Annotated in this window: 22 protein-coding genes; 14 read left to right on the top strand and 8 right to left on the bottom strand. The window is 54.3% G+C overall.

Features of this window, described 5'->3' with window-relative positions:
• Nucleotides 1-5 precede the first annotated feature (5 nt).
• Nucleotides 6-875: an NAD(P)-dependent oxidoreductase gene (locus tag B2T33_RS12985; protein ID WP_008890561.1), complete on the top strand. Its 870-nt coding sequence runs from the start codon at nucleotides 6-8 to the stop codon at nucleotides 873-875.
• 85 nt (nucleotides 876-960) lie between these two features.
• Here the strand turns inward: B2T33_RS12985 and B2T33_RS12980 are convergent, their stop codons facing one another.
• Complete coding sequence (locus B2T33_RS12980; protein WP_286792255.1) at nucleotides 961-2463, bottom strand: S41 family peptidase; 1503 nt, start codon at nucleotides 2461-2463, stop codon at nucleotides 961-963.
• A 381-nt stretch (nucleotides 2464-2844) separates the two neighbouring features.
• Here B2T33_RS12980 and B2T33_RS12975 point away from each other — a divergent pair, with 381 nt between their 5' ends.
• The 7 genes from B2T33_RS12975 to rsmA all read left to right on the top strand — a co-directional run bounded on the left by B2T33_RS12975 (nucleotide 2845) and on the right by rsmA (nucleotide 12440).
• A complete protein-coding gene (locus B2T33_RS12975; RefSeq protein WP_197147190.1) occupies nucleotides 2845-4611 on the top strand; it encodes an acyl-CoA dehydrogenase in 1767 nt (588 codons plus the stop codon).
• Between the two features lie 214 nt (nucleotides 4612-4825).
• Nucleotides 4826-5944 (top strand): LPS export ABC transporter permease LptF, encoded by a 1119-nt coding sequence (lptF, locus tag B2T33_RS12970; RefSeq protein WP_287450890.1) that lies wholly within the window; start codon nucleotides 4826-4828, stop codon nucleotides 5942-5944.
• A complete protein-coding gene (gene lptG / locus B2T33_RS12965; protein ID WP_064781610.1) occupies nucleotides 5941-7044 on the top strand; it encodes an LPS export ABC transporter permease LptG in 1104 nt (367 codons plus the stop codon). Before lptF ends, lptG begins: the two co-directional genes overlap by 4 nt.
• Nucleotides 7045-7065: 21 nt before the next feature.
• A complete protein-coding gene (locus B2T33_RS12960; protein WP_252724092.1) occupies nucleotides 7066-9234 on the top strand; it encodes an LPS-assembly protein LptD in 2169 nt (722 codons plus the stop codon).
• Nucleotides 9235-9240: 6 nt separating this feature from the next.
• Nucleotides 9241-10521 carry a peptidylprolyl isomerase gene (locus B2T33_RS12955; protein ID WP_286792254.1) on the top strand — a complete coding sequence of 427 codons (1281 nt, stop codon included), beginning with the start codon at nucleotides 9241-9243 and terminating at the stop codon, nucleotides 10519-10521.
• A gap of 27 nt (nucleotides 10522-10548) precedes the next feature.
• Complete coding sequence (gene pdxA, locus B2T33_RS12950; protein WP_286792253.1) at nucleotides 10549-11565, top strand: 4-hydroxythreonine-4-phosphate dehydrogenase PdxA; 1017 nt, start codon at nucleotides 10549-10551, stop codon at nucleotides 11563-11565.
• 5 nt (nucleotides 11566-11570) lie between these two features.
• Nucleotides 11571-12440: a 16S rRNA (adenine(1518)-N(6)/adenine(1519)-N(6))-dimethyltransferase RsmA gene (gene rsmA, locus B2T33_RS12945; protein ID WP_286792252.1), complete on the top strand. Its 870-nt coding sequence runs from the start codon at nucleotides 11571-11573 to the stop codon at nucleotides 12438-12440.
• A 24-nt stretch (nucleotides 12441-12464) separates the two neighbouring features.
• Here rsmA and gmk read toward each other — a convergent pair whose 3' ends face one another.
• Together gmk and B2T33_RS12935 are read right to left on the bottom strand one after the other, a co-directional pair.
• Entirely contained in the window at nucleotides 12465-13097 is a 633-nt protein-coding gene (gmk, locus tag B2T33_RS12940) for a guanylate kinase (protein WP_286792251.1), read from the bottom strand.
• A gap of 20 nt (nucleotides 13098-13117) precedes the next feature.
• Nucleotides 13118-14002 carry a YicC/YloC family endoribonuclease gene (locus B2T33_RS12935; protein ID WP_286792250.1) on the bottom strand — a complete coding sequence of 295 codons (885 nt, stop codon included), beginning with the start codon at nucleotides 14000-14002 and terminating at the stop codon, nucleotides 13118-13120.
• A gap of 192 nt (nucleotides 14003-14194) precedes the next feature.
• Between B2T33_RS12935 and B2T33_RS12930 the strand changes: the two genes are divergently transcribed.
• Complete coding sequence (locus B2T33_RS12930) at nucleotides 14195-14986, top strand: SDR family NAD(P)-dependent oxidoreductase (RefSeq protein ID WP_286792249.1); 792 nt, start codon at nucleotides 14195-14197, stop codon at nucleotides 14984-14986.
• 64 nt (nucleotides 14987-15050) lie between these two features.
• Here the strand turns inward: B2T33_RS12930 and mltG are convergent, their stop codons facing one another.
• The 5 genes from mltG to fabD all read right to left on the bottom strand — a co-directional run bounded on the left by mltG (nucleotide 15051) and on the right by fabD (nucleotide 19534).
• Nucleotides 15051-16025 (bottom strand): endolytic transglycosylase MltG, encoded by a 975-nt coding sequence (gene mltG, locus B2T33_RS12925; RefSeq protein WP_197147182.1) that lies wholly within the window; start codon nucleotides 16023-16025, stop codon nucleotides 15051-15053.
• A 29-nt stretch (nucleotides 16026-16054) separates the two neighbouring features.
• Nucleotides 16055-17314, bottom strand: a complete 1260-nt coding sequence (fabF, locus tag B2T33_RS12920; RefSeq protein ID WP_064781619.1) for a beta-ketoacyl-ACP synthase II — start codon at nucleotides 17312-17314, stop codon at nucleotides 16055-16057.
• An 88-nt stretch (nucleotides 17315-17402) separates the two neighbouring features.
• Nucleotides 17403-17639: an acyl carrier protein gene (locus tag B2T33_RS12915; RefSeq protein WP_008890547.1), complete on the bottom strand. Its 237-nt coding sequence runs from the start codon at nucleotides 17637-17639 to the stop codon at nucleotides 17403-17405.
• Nucleotides 17640-17809: 170 nt separating this feature from the next.
• Nucleotides 17810-18550 (bottom strand): 3-oxoacyl-[acyl-carrier-protein] reductase, encoded by a 741-nt coding sequence (gene fabG / locus B2T33_RS12910; protein WP_286792248.1) that lies wholly within the window; start codon nucleotides 18548-18550, stop codon nucleotides 17810-17812.
• A 42-nt stretch (nucleotides 18551-18592) separates the two neighbouring features.
• A complete protein-coding gene (gene fabD / locus B2T33_RS12905; protein ID WP_008890545.1) occupies nucleotides 18593-19534 on the bottom strand; it encodes an ACP S-malonyltransferase in 942 nt (313 codons plus the stop codon).
• A gap of 643 nt (nucleotides 19535-20177) precedes the next feature.
• On the opposite strand from fabD, the gene rpsF reads away from it, so the two are divergent.
• The 5 genes from rpsF to B2T33_RS12880 all read left to right on the top strand — a co-directional run.
• Nucleotides 20178-20555 carry a 30S ribosomal protein S6 gene (rpsF, locus tag B2T33_RS12900; RefSeq protein WP_008890544.1) on the top strand — a complete coding sequence of 126 codons (378 nt, stop codon included), beginning with the start codon at nucleotides 20178-20180 and terminating at the stop codon, nucleotides 20553-20555.
• Between the two features lie 22 nt (nucleotides 20556-20577).
• Nucleotides 20578-20811 carry a 30S ribosomal protein S18 gene (gene rpsR, locus B2T33_RS12895; protein ID WP_008890543.1) on the top strand — a complete coding sequence of 78 codons (234 nt, stop codon included), beginning with the start codon at nucleotides 20578-20580 and terminating at the stop codon, nucleotides 20809-20811.
• Between the two features lie 47 nt (nucleotides 20812-20858).
• A complete protein-coding gene (locus B2T33_RS12890; protein WP_063088484.1) occupies nucleotides 20859-21797 on the top strand; it encodes a DUF2232 domain-containing protein in 939 nt (312 codons plus the stop codon).
• The gene (gene rplI / locus B2T33_RS12885; RefSeq protein WP_197147179.1) at nucleotides 21797-22411 is read left to right on the top strand and encodes a 50S ribosomal protein L9; all 615 of its coding nucleotides are present in this window, start codon (nucleotides 21797-21799) and stop codon (nucleotides 22409-22411) included. The genes B2T33_RS12890 and rplI overlap by 1 nt, the downstream gene beginning before the upstream one ends.
• Before the next feature lie 204 nt (nucleotides 22412-22615).
• Nucleotides 22616-23094 (top strand): DnaB-like helicase N-terminal domain-containing protein (locus B2T33_RS12880; protein WP_286792247.1); only part of this gene is annotated, 479 nt, incomplete at its 3' end.

The raw sequence follows: 23094 nt of genomic DNA, 5'->3' as shown, positions 1-23094 counted from the left end.
AAACAATGGCAAAATGTGCATTTATCGGTCTGGGTGTCATGGGATATCCGATGGCCGGTCACCTGCAAAAAGCAGGTCACGACGTTACCGTTTACAACCGTACTTCAGCCAAAGCAGAAAAATGGGTGTCCGAATTTGGCGGATCGTCCGCCCCCACCCCGGCCGAGGCAGCAAAGGGTGCGGAATTCGTCTTTTCCTGTGTTGGCAATGACGACGATCTGCGTAGCGTCATGCTGGGCGATGGCGGCATGTTCGCCGGTATGGACAAGGGTTCTGTCCTGATCGACAACACCACCGCATCGGCCGATGTCGCGCGCGAACTTTATGCTGCGGCCAAGGATATGGGAATTTCTTTCATCGATGCCCCGGTTTCCGGTGGTCAGGCTGGTGCCGAGAATGGCGTTCTGACGGTCATGTGTGGCGGCGATCAGGATGCGTTTGATCGCGCTGCCCCGGTCATTGATGCCTTTGCCAAGTCCTGCAAGCTGATGGGTGAAAGCGGTTCTGGCCAGTTGACCAAAATGGTCAATCAGATCTGCATCGCCGGTCTGGTTCAGGGCCTTTCCGAAGGGGTCAATTTCGGCGTTAAGGCCGGCCTTGATATGGAAAAAGTCCTTGATGTGATTTCCAAGGGTGCGGCTGGCAGTTGGCAGATGGAAAACCGCGGCAGCACCATGGTCGAGAACAAGTTTGATTTCGGCTTTGCCGTTGACTGGATGCGCAAGGATTTGGGCATTTGCCTTGAAGAATCCAAACGCAATGGCGCCCGTTTACCGGTCACGGCCCTGGTTGACCAGTTCTATGCCCAGGTGCAGGAACGCGGCGGCAACCGTTGGGACACCTCAAGCCTGATTGATTTGCTGGCACGCGGTTAAACTGCCGCCTGGCATCAGACCGACAAAACAAAAAGCGCGACCCGTTAAGGTCGCGCTTTTTTGATACGATATCAGGCGATACCGATCAGAGACCTGCGCGCAGCAGCGGCTCCATCTGATTGCGGTAGTTTGCCAGCGGGCCTTTATCGAAATAGCCCACCGCGCATTCAAGAACGGAATCGCGAAGGGGTTTCTCACCCTCACCGTCTGCCAGATTTTCCTCTAGATTCTCGCGGCTCGATTTGCCAAGGCGTTCGATCTCGATATCCTGCTCGCAGCTGGTGGCCTCAAGGGTTGCCAATGACTGACGCGGATCGCGACGGCGCGAAGGCAGTGCGTGCTCAAGATCAATCTCGCGTTCGAATTCCTCGGCATCAGCAAGCGTAATTTCGATATCCGGGATCACACCATGGCCCTGCACAATGTGGTTCTCAGGTGTGGTGTAGTAACCGGTGGTGATTTTAAGCCCGCCGCCCGAAGTCAGCGGCATGATGCGCTGCATCGACCCTTTGCCAAAGGACCGCTCTCCGATGATGATGCCGCGACCGTTTTCACGGAGGGCCGCTGCCATCAGCTCTGCACCGGATGCCGAACCACGATCAAGCAGGATTGCCATCGGCACTTTCTCAAAGAAATCGGACCGGTCGGCTTCGTAGCTCCTCAGTTTGCGCTCACCGCGTCCTTCGGTGGCAACGATCAGACCTTCTGTCAGGAACTGATCGGCGATATCTGCCGCACTATCGAGAAGCCCACCCGGATTACGGCGCAAATCGACAATAATGCCGCGTGGCGATGCGATCCGGTCTTCGAGTTCCCGCAAATATTCCTGAGTCTGGTCGAGTGTGGTCGCATCAAACCGCGACACCCGGATATAACCGATATCCTGATCAATGATACTTGCCGTGACCGAGGGCACCTCAATCCGGGCACGCTTTACCGTGACATCAAAACTGTCTTCGACACGCTGGATGGTCAGGGTCACCGGATCCCCGACCCGGCCACGCATCCGACGCACGGCCTCTGAAATCGGTTCGCCGACCATCTGGTAGCCATCAATGTGGGTAATCCGGTCATCCGGACGCAAACCGGCGCGTGCGGCGGGCGTGTCATCAATCGGCGAGACGATCCGGATGCGCTTTTCATCATCAAGGGCAATGACGATCCCGACACCGGCAAAGCTGCCTTCTGTACTTTCCTGCAGGCGGCGGAACATATCGTCGGTCATATACGCACTGTGCGGATCAAGGTCATGCAGGCTATCATTAAGCACCGCACCAACCACACCGATCGGCGATGTGTCATCGGTTTCAAGGTCGCCCAACATCGCAATGCTGTTATCAACAAACGCCACGCGATCAATTTGCTCGACATAGGTTTCCGACAGGACCTGGAGCGCTTCGACATAAAGCTTGTCGGCATGGGCAAACTGTTCTTCGCTCGCGCCAGCGGTCACGCTGGTGCGGTAAGCGTCCAGAAATCTGCGTTCTTCATCGCTTGGCCATGCCGGTCCGGCACAGGCCACCAGTCTTGTCCCGGCGAACGAAATCACCACCGCAAACAAAATTGGCAATATTCCTTTACGCAGCAACAGCTTGCTCCTGTCCTTCGATTTTTTCGACCAAATGCATATTGAACATCAATTGGCCTTGAACAACGACAAGTCTAGCCTGCCTTTTTTCGATTGGCGACCCCTTGGCAAATAATAGATGCCAGATCACGCAACTTTTACCTGTTTAAGGCATCAAACTCGGGTCTTGGGAACATATCGGTAGTCTTTTGTCATTTCGCCAGTGTGAAAGCCACAAAGCGTGACTTAAACCAATGTTGAATGTGTCCTTTTGCCCGACTGCACGAATCAGACTCGATCTTGCGGGATCGGGTCGTTATGCTACGAGGCAATAAAACAAGGTTGGCAAAAAGCCGACTGTTCCGAGCGGGCGGCTCACATTTCAGGGAGACGTCTTTTTTCATGAGCGACTTTACGCCCCCCATTTCAGATATCCGTTTTCTGATCCATGACGTGATTGGGCTGGATACGGTTTCCAACCTGCCGCCCTATGGTGAAACCAGTGCGGATCTGGTTGACGCAATCCTTGAAGAAGCTGGGAAATTTGCAGCCTCCGTCCTCGCCCCGCTCAATCGCGCCGGCGACAAGGAAGGCGCAAAACTTCGTGAGGACGGTACTGTTCGCACACCGACGGGCTGGAACGAGGCCTATGCGCAATTCTGTGAAGGCGGTTGGCAAGGCATATCCGCGCCGGAAAGCGAGGGCGGCATGGGCTTGCCAATATTGCTTGGCGCTGCAGTTGCCGAAATGTGGCAGGCGGCAAACATGGCGTTTGCGCTTTGCCCGATGCTGACATCCGGCGCGATTGAGGCCCTTATTGCCCATGGATCGGACCAACAGCGTGAACTGTATCTTTCGCGCATGATATCAGGTGAATGGACTGGCACCATGAACCTGACCGAACCACAAGCCGGATCGGACCTCTCGAAAGTGCGCAGTACAGCCGTTTTGCAAGAGGATGGCAGCTACAAAATTTCCGGCCAAAAGATCTTCATTACCTATGGCGATCACGAGATGACCGAGAACATCGTGCATCTTGTTCTGGCCCGAACGCCCGATGCCCCGGCCGGTGTCAAAGGCATTTCACTGTTTATCGTTCCCAAATATCTGGTCTCGGACAGTGGTAAAATCGGCGCACGCAACGACGTCACCTGTGTGTCGCTTGAACACAAGCTTGGCATTCATGGCAGCCCGACGGCGGTTCTGCAGTTTGGCGACAAAGGCGGTGCGACCGGCTTTTTGGTTGGCGAAGAAGGCAAGGGACTGGCCTATATGTTCACCATGATGAACAACGCAAGGCTTGCCGTTGGCCAACAGGGTGTCGCCATTTCCGAACGCTCCTATCAGCAGGCGCTTGATTATGCCAACACGCGCAAACAGGGACGGGATGCCAAAACCGGCGAAGAGGCGCCGATCGCAGTCCACGGCGATGTACAGCGCATGTTGATGCGCATAAGGTCCTCGACCGATGCCGCGCGCGCACTTTCGCTTTATGCCGCCGCGCAGCTTGATCTTGCTCACCATCTTTCTGACAAACAGGATCGTGCGGCAGCACAGGCGCGTGCCGACCTTTTGATTCCGCTGGTCAAAGGTTGGGCAACGGATATTGGCGTCGACAATGCATCGCTTGGTGTGCAGATCCACGGCGGCATGGGCTTTATCGAGGAAACCGGGGCAGCCCAGCACCTTCGCGACGCCCGTATTGCCCCGATCTATGAGGGCACCAACGGCATTCAGGCGCTTGATTTCATCGGACGCAAGGTGCTTAGGGATAAGGCGACTGCGCTGACGGCAATGCTTGCAGATATCAAGGAGGCGATCCGCAGCCTGAAAGATATCGATGAAACAAGCGACCTCGCCAAGGCACGCCGTGAACTGGATCACGCAATCGTCGATCTCGAAAATTCAACGGAGTGCGTGTTGGAACGCTGTGCTGCGGATGCTGATATGGCACAAGTGCTTGCCACACCATATTTGCGTCAGGCTGCCCTGTGCATTTCCGGATGGCTGATGCTGCGCTCTCTTGGCGCTCTGAACGACACCGAAACACCAGAAGACCTGCGCAAGGCAAAGAAAAAAAGCTGTATGTTCTTTTTCACTCAACTCCTGCCAGAGGCTGCTTTCATGGCGGCACAGATCAGGAATTGTACGGAAACGGAATTGCTTTAACCGCAGTCATAATTTTGCCGCGCTTTTTAACCATCACAACGTCGCACCATCTCCGCAAATGCAGAACGGTGGTGCGACTTTTTTAGTGCACCTATTCAACCCATCCGATCTTAACCACGTCGACCGACCAACATTCGGAAATCCCGCAAGATTTGAACGGGTTTGACGACAATTTCCTGTTTCGGTTTTTGATTGCTTCTCTATAATCCGCCCAATGAATCGCTTAACCCGATATATGCTCAAACAGCAATTGATCATGATGGTCTTTGTCACACTGGGGCTTCTGTGTGTGATCTGGCTTTCACAAAGCTTGCGCTTTGTTGAAATGATTGTGAATCGGGGCTTGTCGATCTCGGTCTTTTTGCAGCTGACATCCCTGCTGCTGCCAAGCTTTCTGACGATCATTATTCCGATCGCCCTGTTTTTCGTTATTGTCTTTACCTACAACAAACTGATACAGGACCGCGAACTCATCGTCATGCGCTCGGCGGGATTGAGCCAGTGGGCACTCGCCAAGCCGGCACTGATTGTCGCACTTCTGTCGACGGCAGTCTGCTATTTCCTGACACTGTTTTACCTTCCCTACAGCTACACACAGTTCAAGGAACTGCAATTCTCGATCCGCAATGATTTCTCATCGGTGCTGTTGCAGGAAGGCAGCTTCACCGACATTGACGGCCTGACCATTTACGTTCGCGAGGTCGGTCGCGATAACGAATTGCTGGGCATTCTGGTGCATGACGCACGTGAGCCCGATGCCCAAACGACCATGATGGCCAAACATGGCGCCTTGCTGAGGACTGACGAGGGTCCACGTATTGTACTGCTCGATGGCAACCGCCAAGAAGTCAATGCCGAGGATGGCACCATGTCGATTCTTTATTTCGATCGCTATGCGGTTGATATTGCGCAAGGTTCTGCGGAAGAAGGACTGCGTTATCAGGAAGCCCGCGAGCGCAGTGTGTATAATCTTTTAACGGGAACACCACCGGATATTGCACAACACGACTTGGGTTCTTTCCGAGCAGAGGGACATGATCGCCTGATCTCTCCCCTGAATGCCATTTCCTTTGCCAGCATCGCGTTGGCCGTTCTTGTTTCAAGCAGTTTCTCGCGACGCGGCCAAACGGGAAGACTGTTGGTTGCGATTGGTGTGATGGTCGTTTGTCAGGCAACAGGCATTGCGGTGAAAAATTTGGCTGCCAAGAATCCTGCTCTCGTTCCATTGATGTACATGAATGCAGCAATCCCAATTGCATTGGGGCTGTATTGGACATTCCGCGGCCCAGTGATCAAGGCGCGGCGCGCAATAAGCCAAGAGGCAGAAGCATGAGGATTTCACCGCTTCTGACATGGTATTTCGGCAAGCATGTCCTGATTTCAGTTCTGGCTATTCTTGCCCTCCTGATCGGTTTAATCCTGATCGGTGACACCATTGAACTGCTCCGGCGGGCGGGCAACAAGCCCGACGCCACAGTCGGCATTGTACTGCAAATGGCAACCAGTCGAATCCCGTTCATGACAGAGAAGGTCCTTCCTTTTGCCGTCCTGTTCGGTTCGATGTTTTCATTCTGGAAACTGACCGGCAATCAGGAGCTTGTAGTGACGCGCGCGGCGGGTGTTTCAGCATGGCAATTCATGCTCCCACCAATTCTGTGCGCTCTAATTCTCGGCAGCATTCAGGTAGGTGCACTCAATCCTCTATCTTCGATTCTGCTACAGAAATACGAAACGCTCGAAGCACGTTATTTGCAGAACAACGCAAGTGTCATGAACCTGTCTTCAAGCGGTCTCTGGTTACGTCAAGGCACCCAAGATGGTCAGGCAGTTATTTTTGCACGATCGGTCAGCAACCAGCAGGGCGACCAACTTGATCTTCGAAACGTGACAATCTTCCGTTTTGAAGATGCGGATGATTTCACGATGCGGGTCGATGCCGGTCGGGCTGTTCTCGAACCGGGAACTTGGCGTTTCTATGATTCATGGAGCTTCGTCCCTGGTCAGGCCAGCACGTTTGCAGAAGAAATGATGCTGCCAACGAACCTGACTGCGCGGAAGATACAGGACAGTTTCGCTTCACCGGAAACGATGTCATTCTGGGATCTGAAGCCCTTCATCACACTGCTTGAACGCGCTGGTTTTAATGCCACCCGTCACCGCATCCATTTTCACAGCCTGTTGTCGAGACCTTTACTTTTATGTGCCATGGTTTTGATCGCGGCTGCATTTTGCCTTAAATTTTCTCGACGTCGGCGCGCATCCCTTGTTATCGGAGGGGGGGTAGCAACCGGCTTCATTCTGTATTTTTGCACGGATGTGATTTCAGCTTTGGGCGTTTCCGGCGGAATTCCTCCGATTTTGTCGGCGTGGGCGCCAGCTGGAATTTCTCTGTTGCTCGGGGTTACAACATTGCTACATCTTGAGGATGGCTAGCCTATGGTCATGGCGGGGGGAATGATAAAAAAACTTGTGACCAGCACCATTCTGGGCTGTGGGATTTTCCTTGCTGGTGGTCTTGCGAGCTTGCATTCTGCCACTGCACAAACAACTGGCTCAGAAGTTCCTACGCCGGAACCAGCCATTTTGTTCAGTGCCGACGAGGTCGATTACAATCAGGAACTCCAAACTGTCACCACGCGTGGGAATGTCGAAATTTCCCGGGAGGGACGTATATTGCTTGCGGATACGGTGAGTTATGACCGAACACAGGATGTTCTCACGGCTTCGGGAAATGTCAGTATCACTGAACCGACGGGCGAAGTCACCTTCGCTAGCTACGTCGAACTGAGCGGCGATTTCAAGGAAGGGATCGTTCAGGACATTTATGTCCTGTTGGATGAGAACACCCGGATCGCCGGTGCAGGTGCCCGCCGCAGCGGCGGGAACTTTACCGAAATTGCCAAAGCAGTTTATTCCCCCTGCAACGTTTGCGAAGACAATGGAAGTGGTTCAATACCGCTTTGGCGCATTCGCGCGGCGCGCGTGCTGCATGATTCAGATAGTAAAACCGTGGAATACGAAGACGCTCGTCTTGAAGTCGCAGGTATTCCTGTTCTCTACACCCCATATTTTCAGCATCCAGACCCCACCGTAAAACGGCAGTCAGGTTTGCTTGCACCGTCATTCGGCAGCACCAGCCACGTTGGAAGCTACTTCAGCCAACCCTATTACTGGTCGATCGACGAAAGCAAGGACATGACTTTCACGCCGACCTACACAACCGATGAAGGTCCTGTCCTCGCAACCGAGTACAGACAGCGTCTGGACATTGGAGAATTCGACGTCGTCAACAGCGTCACAAGAGACAGTGAGGATGACTGGCAAGGCCATATTGATGCCAAAGGACGGTTTGATATCGATCCGACGTGGCGTTGGGGCTTTGACGCCGAACAAGCATCAGAAAAAACATATCTTTCACGGTATGGGTTTGGCTCACCTTCCGTCCTGACTTCGAATCTATTTTCCGAGGGGTTTCGCGGCGCCAGCTACACGCGCGCTGATGCATACTACTTCCAAGGGCTGAAGAGTGATGATGACCGGGACACGACCCCCATTGTTTTGCCGCATCTGCAGTTTCACGGACAATCCGCGCCAGCAAAATACGGTAGCATAACAACCTTGGACTTGGATGGCCTCTCCTTGACCCGCGATGAGGGTACCAATTCGCATCGTGTGTCTGCCAAAGCCGGTTGGGAGCTCCCTCACGTCGGCACAATGGGGGATGTCACCAAGCTTAGTCTCTCCGTCCGAAGTGACAACTACCTCGTATCAGACGTATCTCGCACTAATAGAGAAAACTACAGTGGATATACGGGACGCCTGCTGCCACTGGCTGCAATTGACTGGCAGATGCCGTTCGTAAGCAACCAAGGGCAGTACCAACAAGTCATAACCCCAATCGCCATGGCAGCTTGGTCTCCGAACGGCGGTAATCCGGATGAGATCCCGAACGAGGATTCGCAATCATTTGAACTGGATGACATCAACTTGTTCTCCCATGACAGGTTTGGCGGTCTGGATCGCGCAGAGGACGGTTTCAGGGCAAGTTATGGCCTTGAGTGGGGTATCTACGGACCTCAGGGCGGCTATACCAGCGCGATGTTTGGCCAAAGCTACCGCGCAAATGAAAATGATACTTTCGCAGCAGGCTCCGGACTAGATGAACATCTTTCAGACTATGTCGGGCGCGTAACTGTGGCGCCTAACCGGTACCTTGATCTCACTTACCGTTATCGTCTTTCAAACGAGGATTTTTCGGCTCGCAGAAATCAGGTAACGGCAAGTGCCGGTTCAATGGACACCTTGCGTATCAATACTACTTATGTTCATTTCACCGACGACGCTGGCAGTGAAGAATTTGATGAACGTGAAGAGTTCTATTTTCAGGCGCAACGGCAATTCAGCGAGTATTGGTCTGGGCGTGCATATGGGCGATACGACATCGATCAATCAGACCCGCTAGAATACGGTGTCGGATTCGTCTATGAGGACGAGTGTTTCATATTTGATGGACGCATCCGCCGAACCTTCTATCGTGATCAGGACCTAGGAGAGTCCGACGACTTTATTTTCCGTCTTGTATTTAAGACACTGGGCGAATTCGAATCTGCAGCCGGGTTGTAACCAAAGATGTTTTTTAAACTTTCGATGCTCAATAACGCAAAACTCGTCGCCCTACTCACTGCTATTGTGCTTCTAACGTATGCGATCCCTGTCCGCGCCCAGTCGCCAGTTGGCGTCGCTGCGGTTGTCAATGACGAACCGATTTCGATCATCGATCTGGTTGAACGCATCAAGCTTGTTGCCGTCTCCTCCAACATCGAGATGACACCTCAGCGCAGCAACGAGATGGCGCCGCAGATTTTGCAGCAACTGATCAATGAAAAGCTGCAACTGCAGGAAGCCGAGCGTCGTGGCATCGAAGTCACCGATGAAGACATAGCGCGAGGCAAATCAATGATCGAGCAGAATGCCGGCCTTCCCGACGGCATGCTCGACAGGTATCTGTCGCAACGGCAAATCGCATCCGGAACGATTGAAAATCAGATCCGCCCGCAGGTCGCCTGGCAAAAAGTTCTCGGCAGCATGCGGGGTGAAGTTCAGATTTCCGAAGCCGAAATTGACGACACGCTTGAGCGCATCATCAGCAACCAGAACAAGCCGCGTAACCGGGTTCAGGAAATCTTCCTGCCTGTCGACAATCCGCAGGACAGCACACGTGTTTACCAAACCGCACAAGAGATCCGTGATGCTCTGAACAAGGGCGCGGATTTTGCGGGCCTAGCACGACAGTTTTCAGCCAGTGCAAGTGCTGCCAATGGTGGCGATCTTGGTTGGCTTTATGCCGGTGAAATGTCGGCTGACTTGCAGCAGGCGATCAACCAGCTGCAACCCGGTGACGTAAGTGCGCCGGTCCAGACCGTCCGCGGTTATTACATCGTCAAACTGCTGGACCGTCGCGTTGGTGACACCGATGCTGTTACCGATACCAGACTGGACCTTTATCAGCTGTTTGTCCCGATTAGCGGTGATATGCCGCAAGACCAGATTGATGCCAAAATCGCAGTCCTGCAAAACACGCGAGAAACCGCAAATAGCTGTGACGCTATGGCGAATGTCGCTGTCGATCTTGGATCTGATCTGAGCGGCAAGATGGAAGGCATTTCGCCCGGCGAACTTTCTGGGCCGATCCGCCAAGCCGTCACCAACCTTGATGAAGGAACACCGTCCAACATTATTCAGGTTGATGGCGGTGCGCTGATGGTGATGATTTGTAACATTACAGAAGAAAGCAACCTGCCTAGCCGTCAGGACATTGAAAACCGTCTGCGGTTGGAACGTCTTGATATTCTGGCACGCCGCAAACTTCGTGAACTGCGCCGTCAGGCATTTATTGATATCCGGATCTGATCCGGTCGACAGGACCCCGATAGCAAGATGACAGAACGCGCCCCCATCGCATTGACGATCGGCGAGCCCGGCGGCATTGGCCCCGAGCTTGCCATCAAGGCATGGCTGCGTCGCATGCAGGATAATCTTGCACCATTTTGCCTGATCTCGCCTCTCAGCATGATCACTCAAGCAATCATCCGAAGCGGCACTGATGTTCCGGTGCGCGTGATCCAGACAATCGACGAAGCCACGTCCATCTTTACCGATGCCCTGCCGGTTCTGGAAATCACAGATAGCGGGACCGAAGTTGTTTCAGGTGTAGCATCACCAAAAACCGCAAGCGTCGTGATTGAAAGTATCACAAAGGCCGTCGAACTGGCGAGCACGGGTAAAGCAAGTGCCGTCGTCACCAACCCGATCCAGAAAAGCGCATTGTATGAAGCGGGCTTCCGCCATCCCGGCCATACGGAGTTTTTGGCAGAGCTCGCAGGACCGGGCATAATCCCGGTAATGATGCTGGCCAACAGCAAACTGCGCGTAGTACCGCTAACCATCCATATCCCGCTCAAGGATGTCCCGACACAGCTGACAACTGAGCTGATTGTCGAGCGTTGCCGGATCACGCATAAGTCCCTGCAAAATGCCTTCGGGATCGCCAAGCCGCGCCTTGCCATTGCCGGGCTGAACCCGCATGCGGGCGAAGATGGCACGATGGGTACCGAAGAAAAAACCATCATGACCCCGGCCATCAAACAACTGCGTGACGAAGGCGTGGATGTTATCGGCCCTCTTCCGGCCGATACCATGTTCCATGAAGAGGCACGCGCCAATTACGATGTGGCGCTCTGCCCCTATCACGATCAAGCCCTGATACCGGTCAAGACGCTTGATTTCCATGGTGGTGTGAATGTCACACTCGGATTGCCATTTATCAGAACATCGCCCGATCATGGCACCGCGCTTGACATTGCCGGCAAAGGCATCGCGCGCCCTGATAGCCTGATTGCAGCCCTGAAGATGGCAGCAGAAATGGCAACAAAACGCCTTGCGACAGGAGCCTGACCGACGTGTCAGAAGACAACGACAAGACTGGCAAGCTTGCCAATGATGGCCTTCCGCCGCTGCGCGAAGTGATCGCAACTCATGATCTTTCCGCGCAAAAGAAATTCGGCCAGAACTTCCTGTTTGATTTGAACCTGACCGGGCGCATTGCCCGTGCGGCCGCACCGCTTGATGATGCCACCGTGATTGAAATCGGTCCGGGGCCCGGCGGCCTGACGCGTGCATTGCTGTTTAACGGTGCAAAGAACCTGACCGTGATCGAGCGTGATCCGCGCTGCCAACCGGTTTTGGAACAGATCAGCAATCATTATCCCGGTGCGCTGCACGTCATTGATGGCGATGCGCTTGAGGTCAATGTCACAACATTGGGCCCGGCCCCGCGCAAGATCGTCGCCAACCTGCCCTATAATGTCGGCACGCAACTATTGCTGGGCTGGCTGATGCAGATTGATCAGTTCGCTAGCCTGACCCTGATGTTTCAAAAGGAAGTGGCCGAACGTGTCGTCGCCCGCCCGAAGACCAAGGCTTATGGGCGTCTGTCGGTCCTGTGTCAGTATCTGTGTGACTGCGATATCCTGTTTGATGTCCATCGCAGTGCTTTTACCCCACCGCCGAAGGTAACCTCGGCCGTCGTGCAACTTCGTCCAAAGGCGGATCGCGGCACAGACATCAGTCTTGATAGCCTTGCCAAAATTACCCAGGCCGCGTTTGGTCAACGTCGCAAGATGCTGCGCGCAAGCCTTAAGACCCTGAACATCAATGTGGGTGAATTGCTTGCTAAGTCCGGGATTACCGAAACCGTCCGGGCCGAGGAGCTTAGTGTTGCGGATTTTGTCCGCCTGACACAGGTTCATGATGAAATGGCCGCTTCGTAAAGCAGCCATTTTCCTATCTTGGTATCAGTCTGTCAGAAGCTTTTTGACAAAGCCCGGCAAGCCTGTCTGGCGTTCGCGCTTGATCCGTTCGGCACCGATAATGTGTTGAACATCGGCGATGCAGCGATCGAGATCATCATTGATCAGCACATAGTCAAATTCTTCCCAATGGCTGATCTCGGCACCGGCCTTGGCCATGCGTTTCATAATCACGTCATCGGCGTCCTGTCCGCGATCACGCAGGCGGCGCTCCAACTCACCCGATGACGGCGGCAGGATAAAGACCGATACAACATCATCGCCGCCCTTGTCGCGCAGTTGGCGGGCCCCCTGCCAATCGATGTCAAACAGCACATCGCGGCCTTCCGACAGTGCTTTTTCAACCGGCCCAATGGGCGTGCCATAGTAGTTGCCAAACACTTCTGCCCATTCAAGCAGTTCGTCATCAGCAATCATATGTTTGAATTCATCAACCGATTTGAAAAAGTAGTGGGTACCTTCTTGTTCACCGGGGCGGGCCGAACGCGTTGTTGCCGACACAGACAAGGAGATCTTGTCATCGTTTTCAAGCAACTGACGGGTGATGGTCGTTTTACCGGCACCGGACGGCGCACAGAACACCAGCATCACGCCACGGCGGTTATGCGGATCGATCATGATGTTTCCTTCCCTGCCGCTTATTCGACGTTCTGAACCTGCTCGCGGAGCTGATCAATGATCACTTTAAGCTCCATACCGCAATTGGTCAGTTCAATATCATTGGCCTTTGAGCAAAGCGTGTTGGCCTCGCGATTGAACTCCTGACACAGGAAGTCAAGCTTGCGCCCGATTGCGCCCCCCTTGGTCAACATATCGCGTGCTGCGCTGATATGGGCTTTCAGACGATCAATCTCTTCGCGGATATCGGCCTTGGTTGCCAAGATCGCCGCTTCCTGATGCAGACGTTCGGGATCGAACTTGCCCGCATCCATCAATTCTTCGACCTGGCGTTTCAGACGATCCTTGATGGCGTCTGCGCGCGCTGATTCGCAATTTTCAGCACGTGTAACAGTTGCCTCGATTTTATCGACATGGCCACGCAGCATCGCGTCAAGTTTTTCGCCTTCTTCTGCCCGGTGGGCGGCCATCTGATCAATCGCCTCATTCAGGCTTGCCAGCACGGCGGCATCATTGGCGTCCCGGGTTGCTTCGTCTTCCTGTGGCTCATAGGCCTCAAGCACGCCGCGCACATTCATCAAATCTGCAATGGTGCCTGCCGACAGGCTGCTGGTATTATCAAACTCCTCGGCAATCTGGACCAGTTCAGCAAGCAATTCACGGTTCACCGAATAAGCATTGCTATCGCCGGAACGCGTAACATTCAGGGTCACGCCCATATTGCCGCGCTTGAACCGCTTGGAAACCGCATCGCGCACCTTGGCCTCAAGACGCTCAAACCCGCCATTCAGACGCAGGCGCACATCAAGCCCCTTGCCATTGACGCTGCGCAGTTCCCAGGTCCAGCCGAAACCATCGGCCGCGCCATCAACGCGCGCAAATCCGGTCATGCTTGAAACGGTCATCTTTTCATCCAGTTCGCTTTTGTGTTTGGGCGTTTATAACCATTGGCCCGTGTCCCGCCAAGGGTGAACACCGATCATCACGCGATAACGACAATATGGTAAACATAAGCCGTATTTCATAATGCTGCCCTATTGCTGCAGCATGTTCCGCAAAAATCAATTTCCTTATTTCAAAACCCAGTACGAGCAACAATGTCCTTTCAGTACGATGCCATTCTGATCACCGGTGCCAGTTCGGGTATTGGCGCTGCCCTGGCCCGCCATTTCGCGCGCACCGGCGTGACCCTTTTTATCAGCGGTCGCAATCAAACACGCTTGCAACTGGTGGAAAATGATTGCCGCGCCGCCGGGGCCAATGTTTATGCCGATGTTCTCGATGTGACGTCTCGCGAAACCATGGACGCCTATGTCACCCATTGCGATGAAATTGCGCAGCTCAGCCTCGTTATTGCCAATGCCGGCATTTCGGCAGGTACGGGTGGCCTTGGCGAAAGCCCCGAACAGGTTCGCGATATCTTTGCCACCAACGTTGCCGGTGTCCTGAACACGATTGATCCGGCGATCAAGGTCATGCGTGCGCGCAGACGCGGTCAGGTCGCATTGGTCGCCTCCCAGGCATCCTGGCGTGGATTGCCCTCTGCCCCGGCCTATTGCGCCAGCAAGGCGGCTGTCCGGGTTTACGGCGAGGGATTGCGTGGTGCATTGGCGCCCGATGGGGTGAAGGTCAATGTTATCTGCCCGGGCTTTGTTAAAAGCCGCATCACTGATGCCAATGATTTCCCGATGCCCTTCTTCATGCAGGCCGACAAGGCCGCAAAGAAGATCGTGCGGGGCCTTGAACGCAACAAGGGCATGATCGCCTTCCCGTGGCAAATGAACCTGATCATCGGAATGCTTAAGATGACACCGCAATGGTTGATGGATCTTGCGGCATCCCAGATCCCGAAGAAAACATCATCGCCCGATAGCCACGGCAAACACTAGCAAGCATAAAGGCGGCATCCGATTGATGCCGCCTTTATCATTTGGTCCAAACTCTTCGTCGTGATCACTGCCCGTCGCGGATGCGCCGCCACTTGGCAACGTTGCGATTATGCTCATCAAGGGTTCTGGCAAAGGCATGCCCACCCGTCCCGTCTGCGACGAAGTACAGATCTTCGGTCGCAGCCGGATGCAGCACGGCATAAAACGCATCGCGCCCCGGATTGGTAATCGGTCCGGGCGGCAGGCCGCTGGTGACATAGGTGTTATAGGGGCTCTCAAAACGCCAGTCCTTGCGTGTCAAAGGACGTTCAAGACGCTTGTCCGGGCTGAGCGCATAGGCAACTGTCGGATCAGACTGCAGACGCATATCGCGTCGCAGGCGATTGATGAACACGCCTGCAACCCGCGCCCGTTCACCAGCAACACCGGTTTCGCGTTCCACGATGGATGCCAGAATAACCGCCTCTTCAATGGTGTCGAACGGCAATCCGTCCTGACGGCCCGGCCAAAGCTGTTTGACCATTTCATCGTGGGCTGCGCGCATACGATCAATGATGCTTTGCTTCGTATCCCCAAACGAGAACTGATAGGTTTCGGGCAACAAGGTGCCATCGGCCGGAATATCAGCGATCTCGCCACTTAATCCGTCAACCAGATTGATCCGATCGACGATTTCGCCCGAACGAAGACCTTCCGGGATGGTGACAAACCGTTTGACCGTATCCCCAAAGGCCAGAATTTCAGCAGCCTGTTTCGGGCTGACCCGGGCCGGGAAGTGGTATTCCCCCGCACGCAGTGACCGGTCAAGCTGACTGACGCGAACCCCGGCAAGGAAGATCAGCGGTTCGGTGATGATGTTTTCACGTTGGAAAATCTCGGCAATACCGCGGACACCGGTCCCCTGCGGGATGATGATGTCACGCTCCTGCGCCAAATTGCTGGGCGATGTGTATTGCACATAAACATACACCGCTGCCCCACCTGTGGCGAGAGCAGCGGTGATGATCAGAAAGCCAATAAAAAGCAGAAAACGCTTCAAGGGAATGCTCCCGGGGGTTGCTCTGCTGTTTAAACGGCCTTGAAAACAAGCGATGCGTTGGTGCCGCCAAAGCCGAACGAGTTCGACAGAGCGACATTGACTTTACGCTGTTTGGCTTCAAGCGGAACCAGATCGATGCCTTTGCATGCCTCGGACGGATTGCGCAGGTTCAACGTCGGCGGAACAACGCCTTCGTGGATCGCAAGGATCGAGAACACTGCTTCAATCGCACCGGCCGCACCCAGAAGGTGACCGGTTGCCGATTTGGTCGAAGACATCGACATTTTCTGGGCATGATCACCAAACAGGCGTTTGACCGCACCCAGTTCGATTTCATCACCCAGCGGAGTCGAGGTACCGTGTGCGTTGACGTAATCAACATCTTCCGGGTTCAGACCCGCATTGCGGATGGCATTGCGCATCGAACGGAAGCCGCCATTGCCGTCTTCGGCCGGTGCGGTGATGTGATAAGCATCACCCGACATGCCGTAGCCAGCAACTTCGGCGTAAATCTTGGCACCACGCGCCTTGGCGTGTTCGTATTCTTCAAGAACAACACAGCCCGCACCTTCGCCCATGACGAAACCGTCACGGCCTTCATCCCACGGACGGGATGCTTCGGTCGGTGTGTCATTGTAACTGGTCGAAAGCGCACGTGCAGCAGCAAAGCCCGCCATGCCAAGACGGCAAACAGCAGCTTCGGCACCACCCGCAACCATGACATCGGCATCGCCAAGCATAATCATGCGCGATGCGTCGCCAACGGCGTGTGCACCGGTCGAACAGGCGGTAACCACCGCATGGTTCGGACCTTTAAGACCGTGTTTGATCGAAACCTGACCTGAAACCAGGTTAATCAGACAAGACGGAATGAAGAACGGACTGACACGACGGGTCTTGCCGTTATTGACCAGATCAGTTGCCTCGGAAATCTTGGGCAACCCACCGATCCCCGAACCGATCAAAACGCCGGTTGCTTCCTGATCTTCGTCGGTTTCCGGCTTCCAGCCAGAATCCGCAATCGCCTGATCAGCAGCAGCAATCCCATAGACGATGAAATCGTCCATTTTCTTCATGTCTTTGATCGAGACATGATCTTCAGCGTTGAAAAGTCCGTCACCCTCACCGCGCGGCACGAGGCCTGCGATTTTGGCAGGGATATCCGACACGTCAAACGTATCGATGCTTTTGATCCCGGATTGGCTGTTCAGCAGTTTCTGCCAAGTATTCTGTGCCCCGCTAGCAAGCGGAGTAACAGCACCAATACCGGTAACAACTACGCGTCTCATCCCGCATTACGCCTTTATTCTATGAATCCAGCAAAGACGAAAAGGGCGCCTGAGGATGCCCTCTAGGCGCCCATGTCTAACAGCAAACTTAGCTGTCCGCCTTTTCGATGAAGTCGATCGCGTCTTTAACGGTCAGAATTTTTTCAGCCGCGTCATCCGGAATTTCACAACCGAATTCTTCTTCAAACGCCATAACCAGCTCAACGGTGTCCAGGCTGTCTGCGCCCAGATCGTCGATGAAGCTTGCGTTTTCAGTGACCTTGTCTTCTTCAACACCGAGGTGCTCGACAACGATCTTCTTCACGCGATCTGCGACATCACTCATAGCTCAAATCCTTCAATAGGTTTTCTGTCAGTTAGTTTACACGTGGTACCCGTTGTGTCCCCCTATTGAAGGAGTTCCCGGGAACCGGAAACCGGCAACGAACAATCGCCAGTTTCAATATTTGGTATAGCGGCCTCTTTTAAACAGAAAAGAAGGCAACCCGCAACGGGTTAAATCATCGCCATTCCGCCATTCACATGCAAGGTCTGTCCTGTGACATAAGCTGCTTCGTCACTTGCAAGATACAGAACCGCTGCTGCGATCTCTTTGCTGTCGCCCATGCGACCTGCCGGAATACCGCCCAAAAGCTTTTCTTTCTGGGCATCTCCGAGTTCTTCGGTCATGGCCGTGGTAATAAAGCCCGGTGCCACACAGTTAACCGTAATTCCGCGCGCCGCAACCTCTTGCGCCAGCGATTTTGACCAACCGATCATCCCGGCCTTGGCAGCGGCATAGTTGGTCTGGCCCGGGTTACCGGTCACACCAACGATCGAGGTAATGTTGATAATACGGCCGTGGCGACGCTTCATCATGCCGCGCAGCGAATTGCGCGCAAGCTTGAAGGCAGAGGTCAGGTTCACATCAAGAACCGCCTGCCAGTCTTCGTCCTTAAGACGCATGGCAAGCTGATCACGGGTAATCCCGGCGTTGTTGACCAGAATATCAAGCTGACCGCCAAGGGCTTCCTCGGCATTTTTGATCAGGCCATCGACCGATTCTTTATCCGACAGGTTGGCCGGAACAACAACCGCGTTGCCACCGATTTCGGCAGCAATCGCTTCGAGGCGTTCCTGACGGGTCCCCGACAGAGCAACCTTCGCACCGGCGCCCGCCAGAACCTTGGCGATTTCGCCACCGATACCGCCGGTCGCACCGGTTACGAGTGCTGTTTTCCCTGCAAGATCAAACATAAATTTTCGTTCCCTTTGGGTTCGTTCGTGTTCCGGACACTCTTACAGAGCGCCGAGGAATGCTTCGATATCTGCCGGACCATTCACAGCCGTACCGCTCAGATCGCGGTCAATACGACGTACCATGCCGGTCAAAACTTTGCCTGCGCCGATCTCTACCAGATCGGTGATGCCCTGTTCTTTCATATAAAGAACCGACTCACGCCAGCGCACGGTGCCGCAAACCTGCTCTACAAGGAGTTTACGAATGGTTTCCGGATCGTCAGTTTTTTCTGCGGTCACGTTGGCAACGACCGGCTTGCCCGGTGCGTTCATGGTCACAGCACCAAGCGCCTCTGCCATGCGATCGGCTGCCGGCTGCATCAGGGCACAATGGAACGGTGCCGATACCGGCAGCAACACAGCGCGCTTTGCGCCCTTTTCCTTGGCGATCTCAATCGCGCGCTCAACAGCGGCCTTGTGACCGGAAACAACGACCTGCCCGCTGGCATTGTCATTGGCGGCGGTGCAAACTTCACCTTGTGCTGCTTCTTCGGCAACCGCAACCGCGTCGACATAATCAAGACCAAGAAGGGCTGCCATCGCGCCAACACCGACCGGGACGGCGGCCTGCATCGCCTGACCACGGATTTTCAAAAGGCGCGCGGCATCGGAAATGGCAAAGGTGCCTGCTGCTGCAAGGGCGGAATATTCGCCAAGGGAATGACCGGCAACAAGATCGCACTTGTCGGTCAGGGTAAAGCCGCCTTCTTTTTCCAGAACACGGGTCACCGCAAGGCTGACCGCCATCAAGGCCGGCTGCGCGTTTTCGGTCAGGGTCAGCTCGTTTTCCGGACCTTCGAACATCAACGCGCTCAGCTTTTGCGAAAGCGCATCATCAACTTCCTGGAAAACTTCGCGGGCAACCGGGAATGCGTCTGCCAGTTCCTTGCCCATACCTACCGCTTGCGACCCCTGTCCGGGGAAAACGAGTGCGCGTGTCATTATATTAAATAAACCCTTGTCCGCTTCTACGAAGACTGTGCCGAAATCCGGCCCCTTGAAATTGAGCCACCCTTGATAGCGTGCGCAAGCGCACTGTCAAGAACTGAAACCTGATGGGCGCGGTTGGTTTGATTTTTTTACGCCCTAAAACTGCACGTCGCGATAACACTATAACAATAGTGTGACTTTCGGGTTTGACACCCGATTTGCGCGTTTATGGCATATTTTGCGTCATTTACGAAGGACTGGCTGTTGCGCAGCGCACAATCCCCGGCGCCCCGCATCCACAAGCTCCACCGCCGAAGCCGTATGGAAAACCAAGGCCTGCTGTCGCTTTAAGTCCGAAGATACATTGAATGCAGGGACAAACACCGCCTTCACAATCGCGTGCATGTCGGTTATCCCGAAACTGCAATGCTCAGCCCATGACAGATCGATGTCAGAAACACGCAGGTTTCTGCCGATACTGTCAAAGCCATCGCGCTATCCCGTAATCGGCAAAAAACTGCATTTGGCGTTGCACTCATGGGCGAAAAGTGTATATTCCGCCGTCTCACGGCTCCTTGCCGGGATTGTCCGGCTATGCCTGCATGGCACGAGGTCATGCAGGAAGAGATAAGCCAAAAGGAGTAATAGGAGTATTATGAGCAAATACGAAAGCGTGTTTATCGCACGTCAGGACTTCTCGACCGCACAGGTCGAAAGTCTGAACGAAAAGCTGACCCAGACCATCGAAGGTCTCGGCGGCAAAATCGCCAAAACCGAATATTGGGGTCTGCGTTCCCTGGCATACCGTGTCAAAAAGAACCGCAAAGGCCACTATACTCTCTTCCAGATCGAAGCTGACAAAGACGCGATCGCGGAATACGAGCGTCAGATGCGCCTGAACGAAGACGTTCTGCGTCAGATGACTGTCAAGGTTGACGAGTTCGAAGAAGAACAGTCTGCCATTCTGCGCAACCGCGACGAGCGCGGCGGTCGTGGCGGTAATCGCCGTGGCGGTCCCCGTCAGAACGGCTAACAGATAGCGAGGAGATAATATCATGGCTGGACGTCGTCTGTTTTTCCGTCGTCGTAAAACCTGCCCGTTCTCGGGTGATGATGCGCCGAAGATTGACTACAAAGATGTCAAACTGCTGCAGCGTTTCGTTTCCGAACGCGGCAAAATCGTTCCGAGCCGTATCACTGCGGTTTCGGCCAAGAAGCAGCGCGAACTGGCGAAAGCCATCAAGCGTGCACGCTTCCTGGCGCTGCTGCCCTACGCAGACCAGGTCTGAGGCAGTCGGCAAGAGACCCTTTTGAGGTCTCGGGCCGGGAGTAAATGATGCAACGTGACACCCTCATAGCGATTGGGACCGGACTTGGCAGTGCCGTTCTGTTCCTGCTGGTTCTATCAGGAAATCCGTTTGCTCTTTTGCTTTCATACTTCGGGCATCTGCCGCTTTTCCTTACGGGATTGTGGCAAGGGCCCAAACGCCTGCTGGTTGCGGCATTTGCCGCATGTATTGCCCTCATTCTTATGGGGGGATTACTGCCTTTCACGGTCTTTATGGTCGTGTTTGCCGGACCGGCGATGTTGTTGACCCGCATGGCGCTGGTCGTCCGGAAAGATCAAAATGGCAATCTTGCCTTTCTGCCTTCCGGAATTGTCGTAAGTGCCATGGCCGTCATGGTCGCGACGGTAATGATCTTCGTTACCGGAACACTGACGGCGGAAGGTGTGGACATTCAGGACTTCATCGCGAAGTTCCTGAGCCAGATGTACTCGGAAATGGGTGTCCCTATGACATCCGATGTTCAGGGTCTGATTGGTATGTTCCAGACTTACTTCCCGGCGATTGCAGCGGTGAGCTGGCTTTTGATGCTGTTCGCCAATGCCGCAATCGCACAGGCAATTTTGGTGCGTGCAGGCAAAAACCTGCGTCCGACACCAAGTATGGCAACCTTTGCCTTGCCTGGCTGGTCACTGTTTGTGTTTGCCCTGGCCGGGTTTACGGTCGGCTTTGCCGATGGTTCGCTGGCTTATGTGGCGCGCAACGTCGCGGTGGTACTGGCAGTGCCGTTCCTGTTTCAGGGATTGGCGCTGGTGCATGGGCAGGCAGCCCGATGGCCGCAAAAACGTGTAATTCTGACGGTGTTTTACATCGTCGCGGTTCTGTCCACCTGGTCGTTTATCGCGATCACCGGACTTGGAATTGTTGAGCATTTAATCAGGCTGCGGGGGAAAGAACCGATGACCCGTAGCAATGAGGAGGATCGGTGATGGAAGTTATTCTGCTCCAGCGGGTAGAAAAACTCGGTCAGATGGGTGACGTAGTCACTGTCAAGCCGGGCCACGCCCGCAACCGCTTGCTGCCGCAGGGCATGGCCCTTCGTGCAACCAAAGCAAACATCTCTGTGTTCGAAGCACAGAAAGCACAGCTTGAAGCTGACAACCTGGAACGCCGTAAGGAAGCAGAAGCTGTTTCCGAGAAGATGGGTGAACTCGCAGTCACCGTCGTTCGTCAGGCATCCGACGTTGGCCAGCTTTATGGTTCGGTCACTGCCCGCGATATCGCAAACGCAGTAACCGAAGCAGGCTTCACTGTTGCCCGTACCCAGGTCGTTCTTGATCAGCCGATCAAGACCCTTGGTCTGCATCAGGTCCGTATCAACCTGCACCCGGAAGTTATCATTGAGGTAACTGCCAACGTTGCACGTTCCGAAGAAGATGCTGCTGAACAGCTCCGTAAGGGTGCTGCTGTTCTTGGCACCATCGAAGAAATGGAAGCGGAAGAAGAGGAAGCCCTCGAAGCCGCTGAAGAACTCTTCGAAGAAGAAGTTCCGGCTGACCTTGCAGAAGCAATCGAAGCTGACGAAGAAGAAACCAACGCTTAATCGCAGGTTCTTCGAACGATTTGAAAACGGCACATCCGCAGGGATGTGCCGTTTTCTTTTGCCCTAACGCCAAAGCCCGTCGATTTTTTCAAAGCATTTCAGGAGCCTGCGGCATTTGCGACCTCTGCGCTGGCGGAATACCGGCTATGAGTTATACCGATTAGCTCTTTGCGGTCTTGCTGATGCCTGCTACCTTTTCGGCCCATGACAGATCCCAATTTAGATGCCCTTTTTGCCCCGCTTGAACCGGACCATGGCGCCGACACCGAAATGGTGCTCGATCGCATGGCGCCGCACAATTTTGAAGCGGAGGCTGCCCTTCTTGGCGCGATCCTTAATAACAACGCCGCCTACGAGCGCGTGTCTGATATTCTGCGCCCGGAACATTTCGCCGATGGGCGTCACGGCCGCATCTTCGAGGCTTGCGGCAAGCTGATCGAACGCGGCCAACTGGCCAACCCGGTCACGCTCAAAGCCTATTTCAAGCAGGATGAACATCTTGCCGAAATTGGTGGTGCGCAATATCTGGCCGAACTGTCAAACAATCTGGTTTCGGTGATCAATGCCAGCGACTATGGCAAGCTGGTCTATGACCTGTATCTGCGACGCGAACTGATCGAGCTTGGCGAGGAAGTCGTCAACGAAGCCTATCAGTACGAACTTGATACCGACGCCACCAACCC

This window comes from Thalassospira sp. UBA4513, from assembly GCF_002388495.1.
GTDB classification, from domain to species: Bacteria; Pseudomonadota; Alphaproteobacteria; order Rhodospirillales; family Thalassospiraceae; genus Thalassospira; species Thalassospira tepidiphila.
Note: the sequence above shows the minus strand (reverse complement) of the source record. Positions and strands in the feature narration are given on the sequence as shown.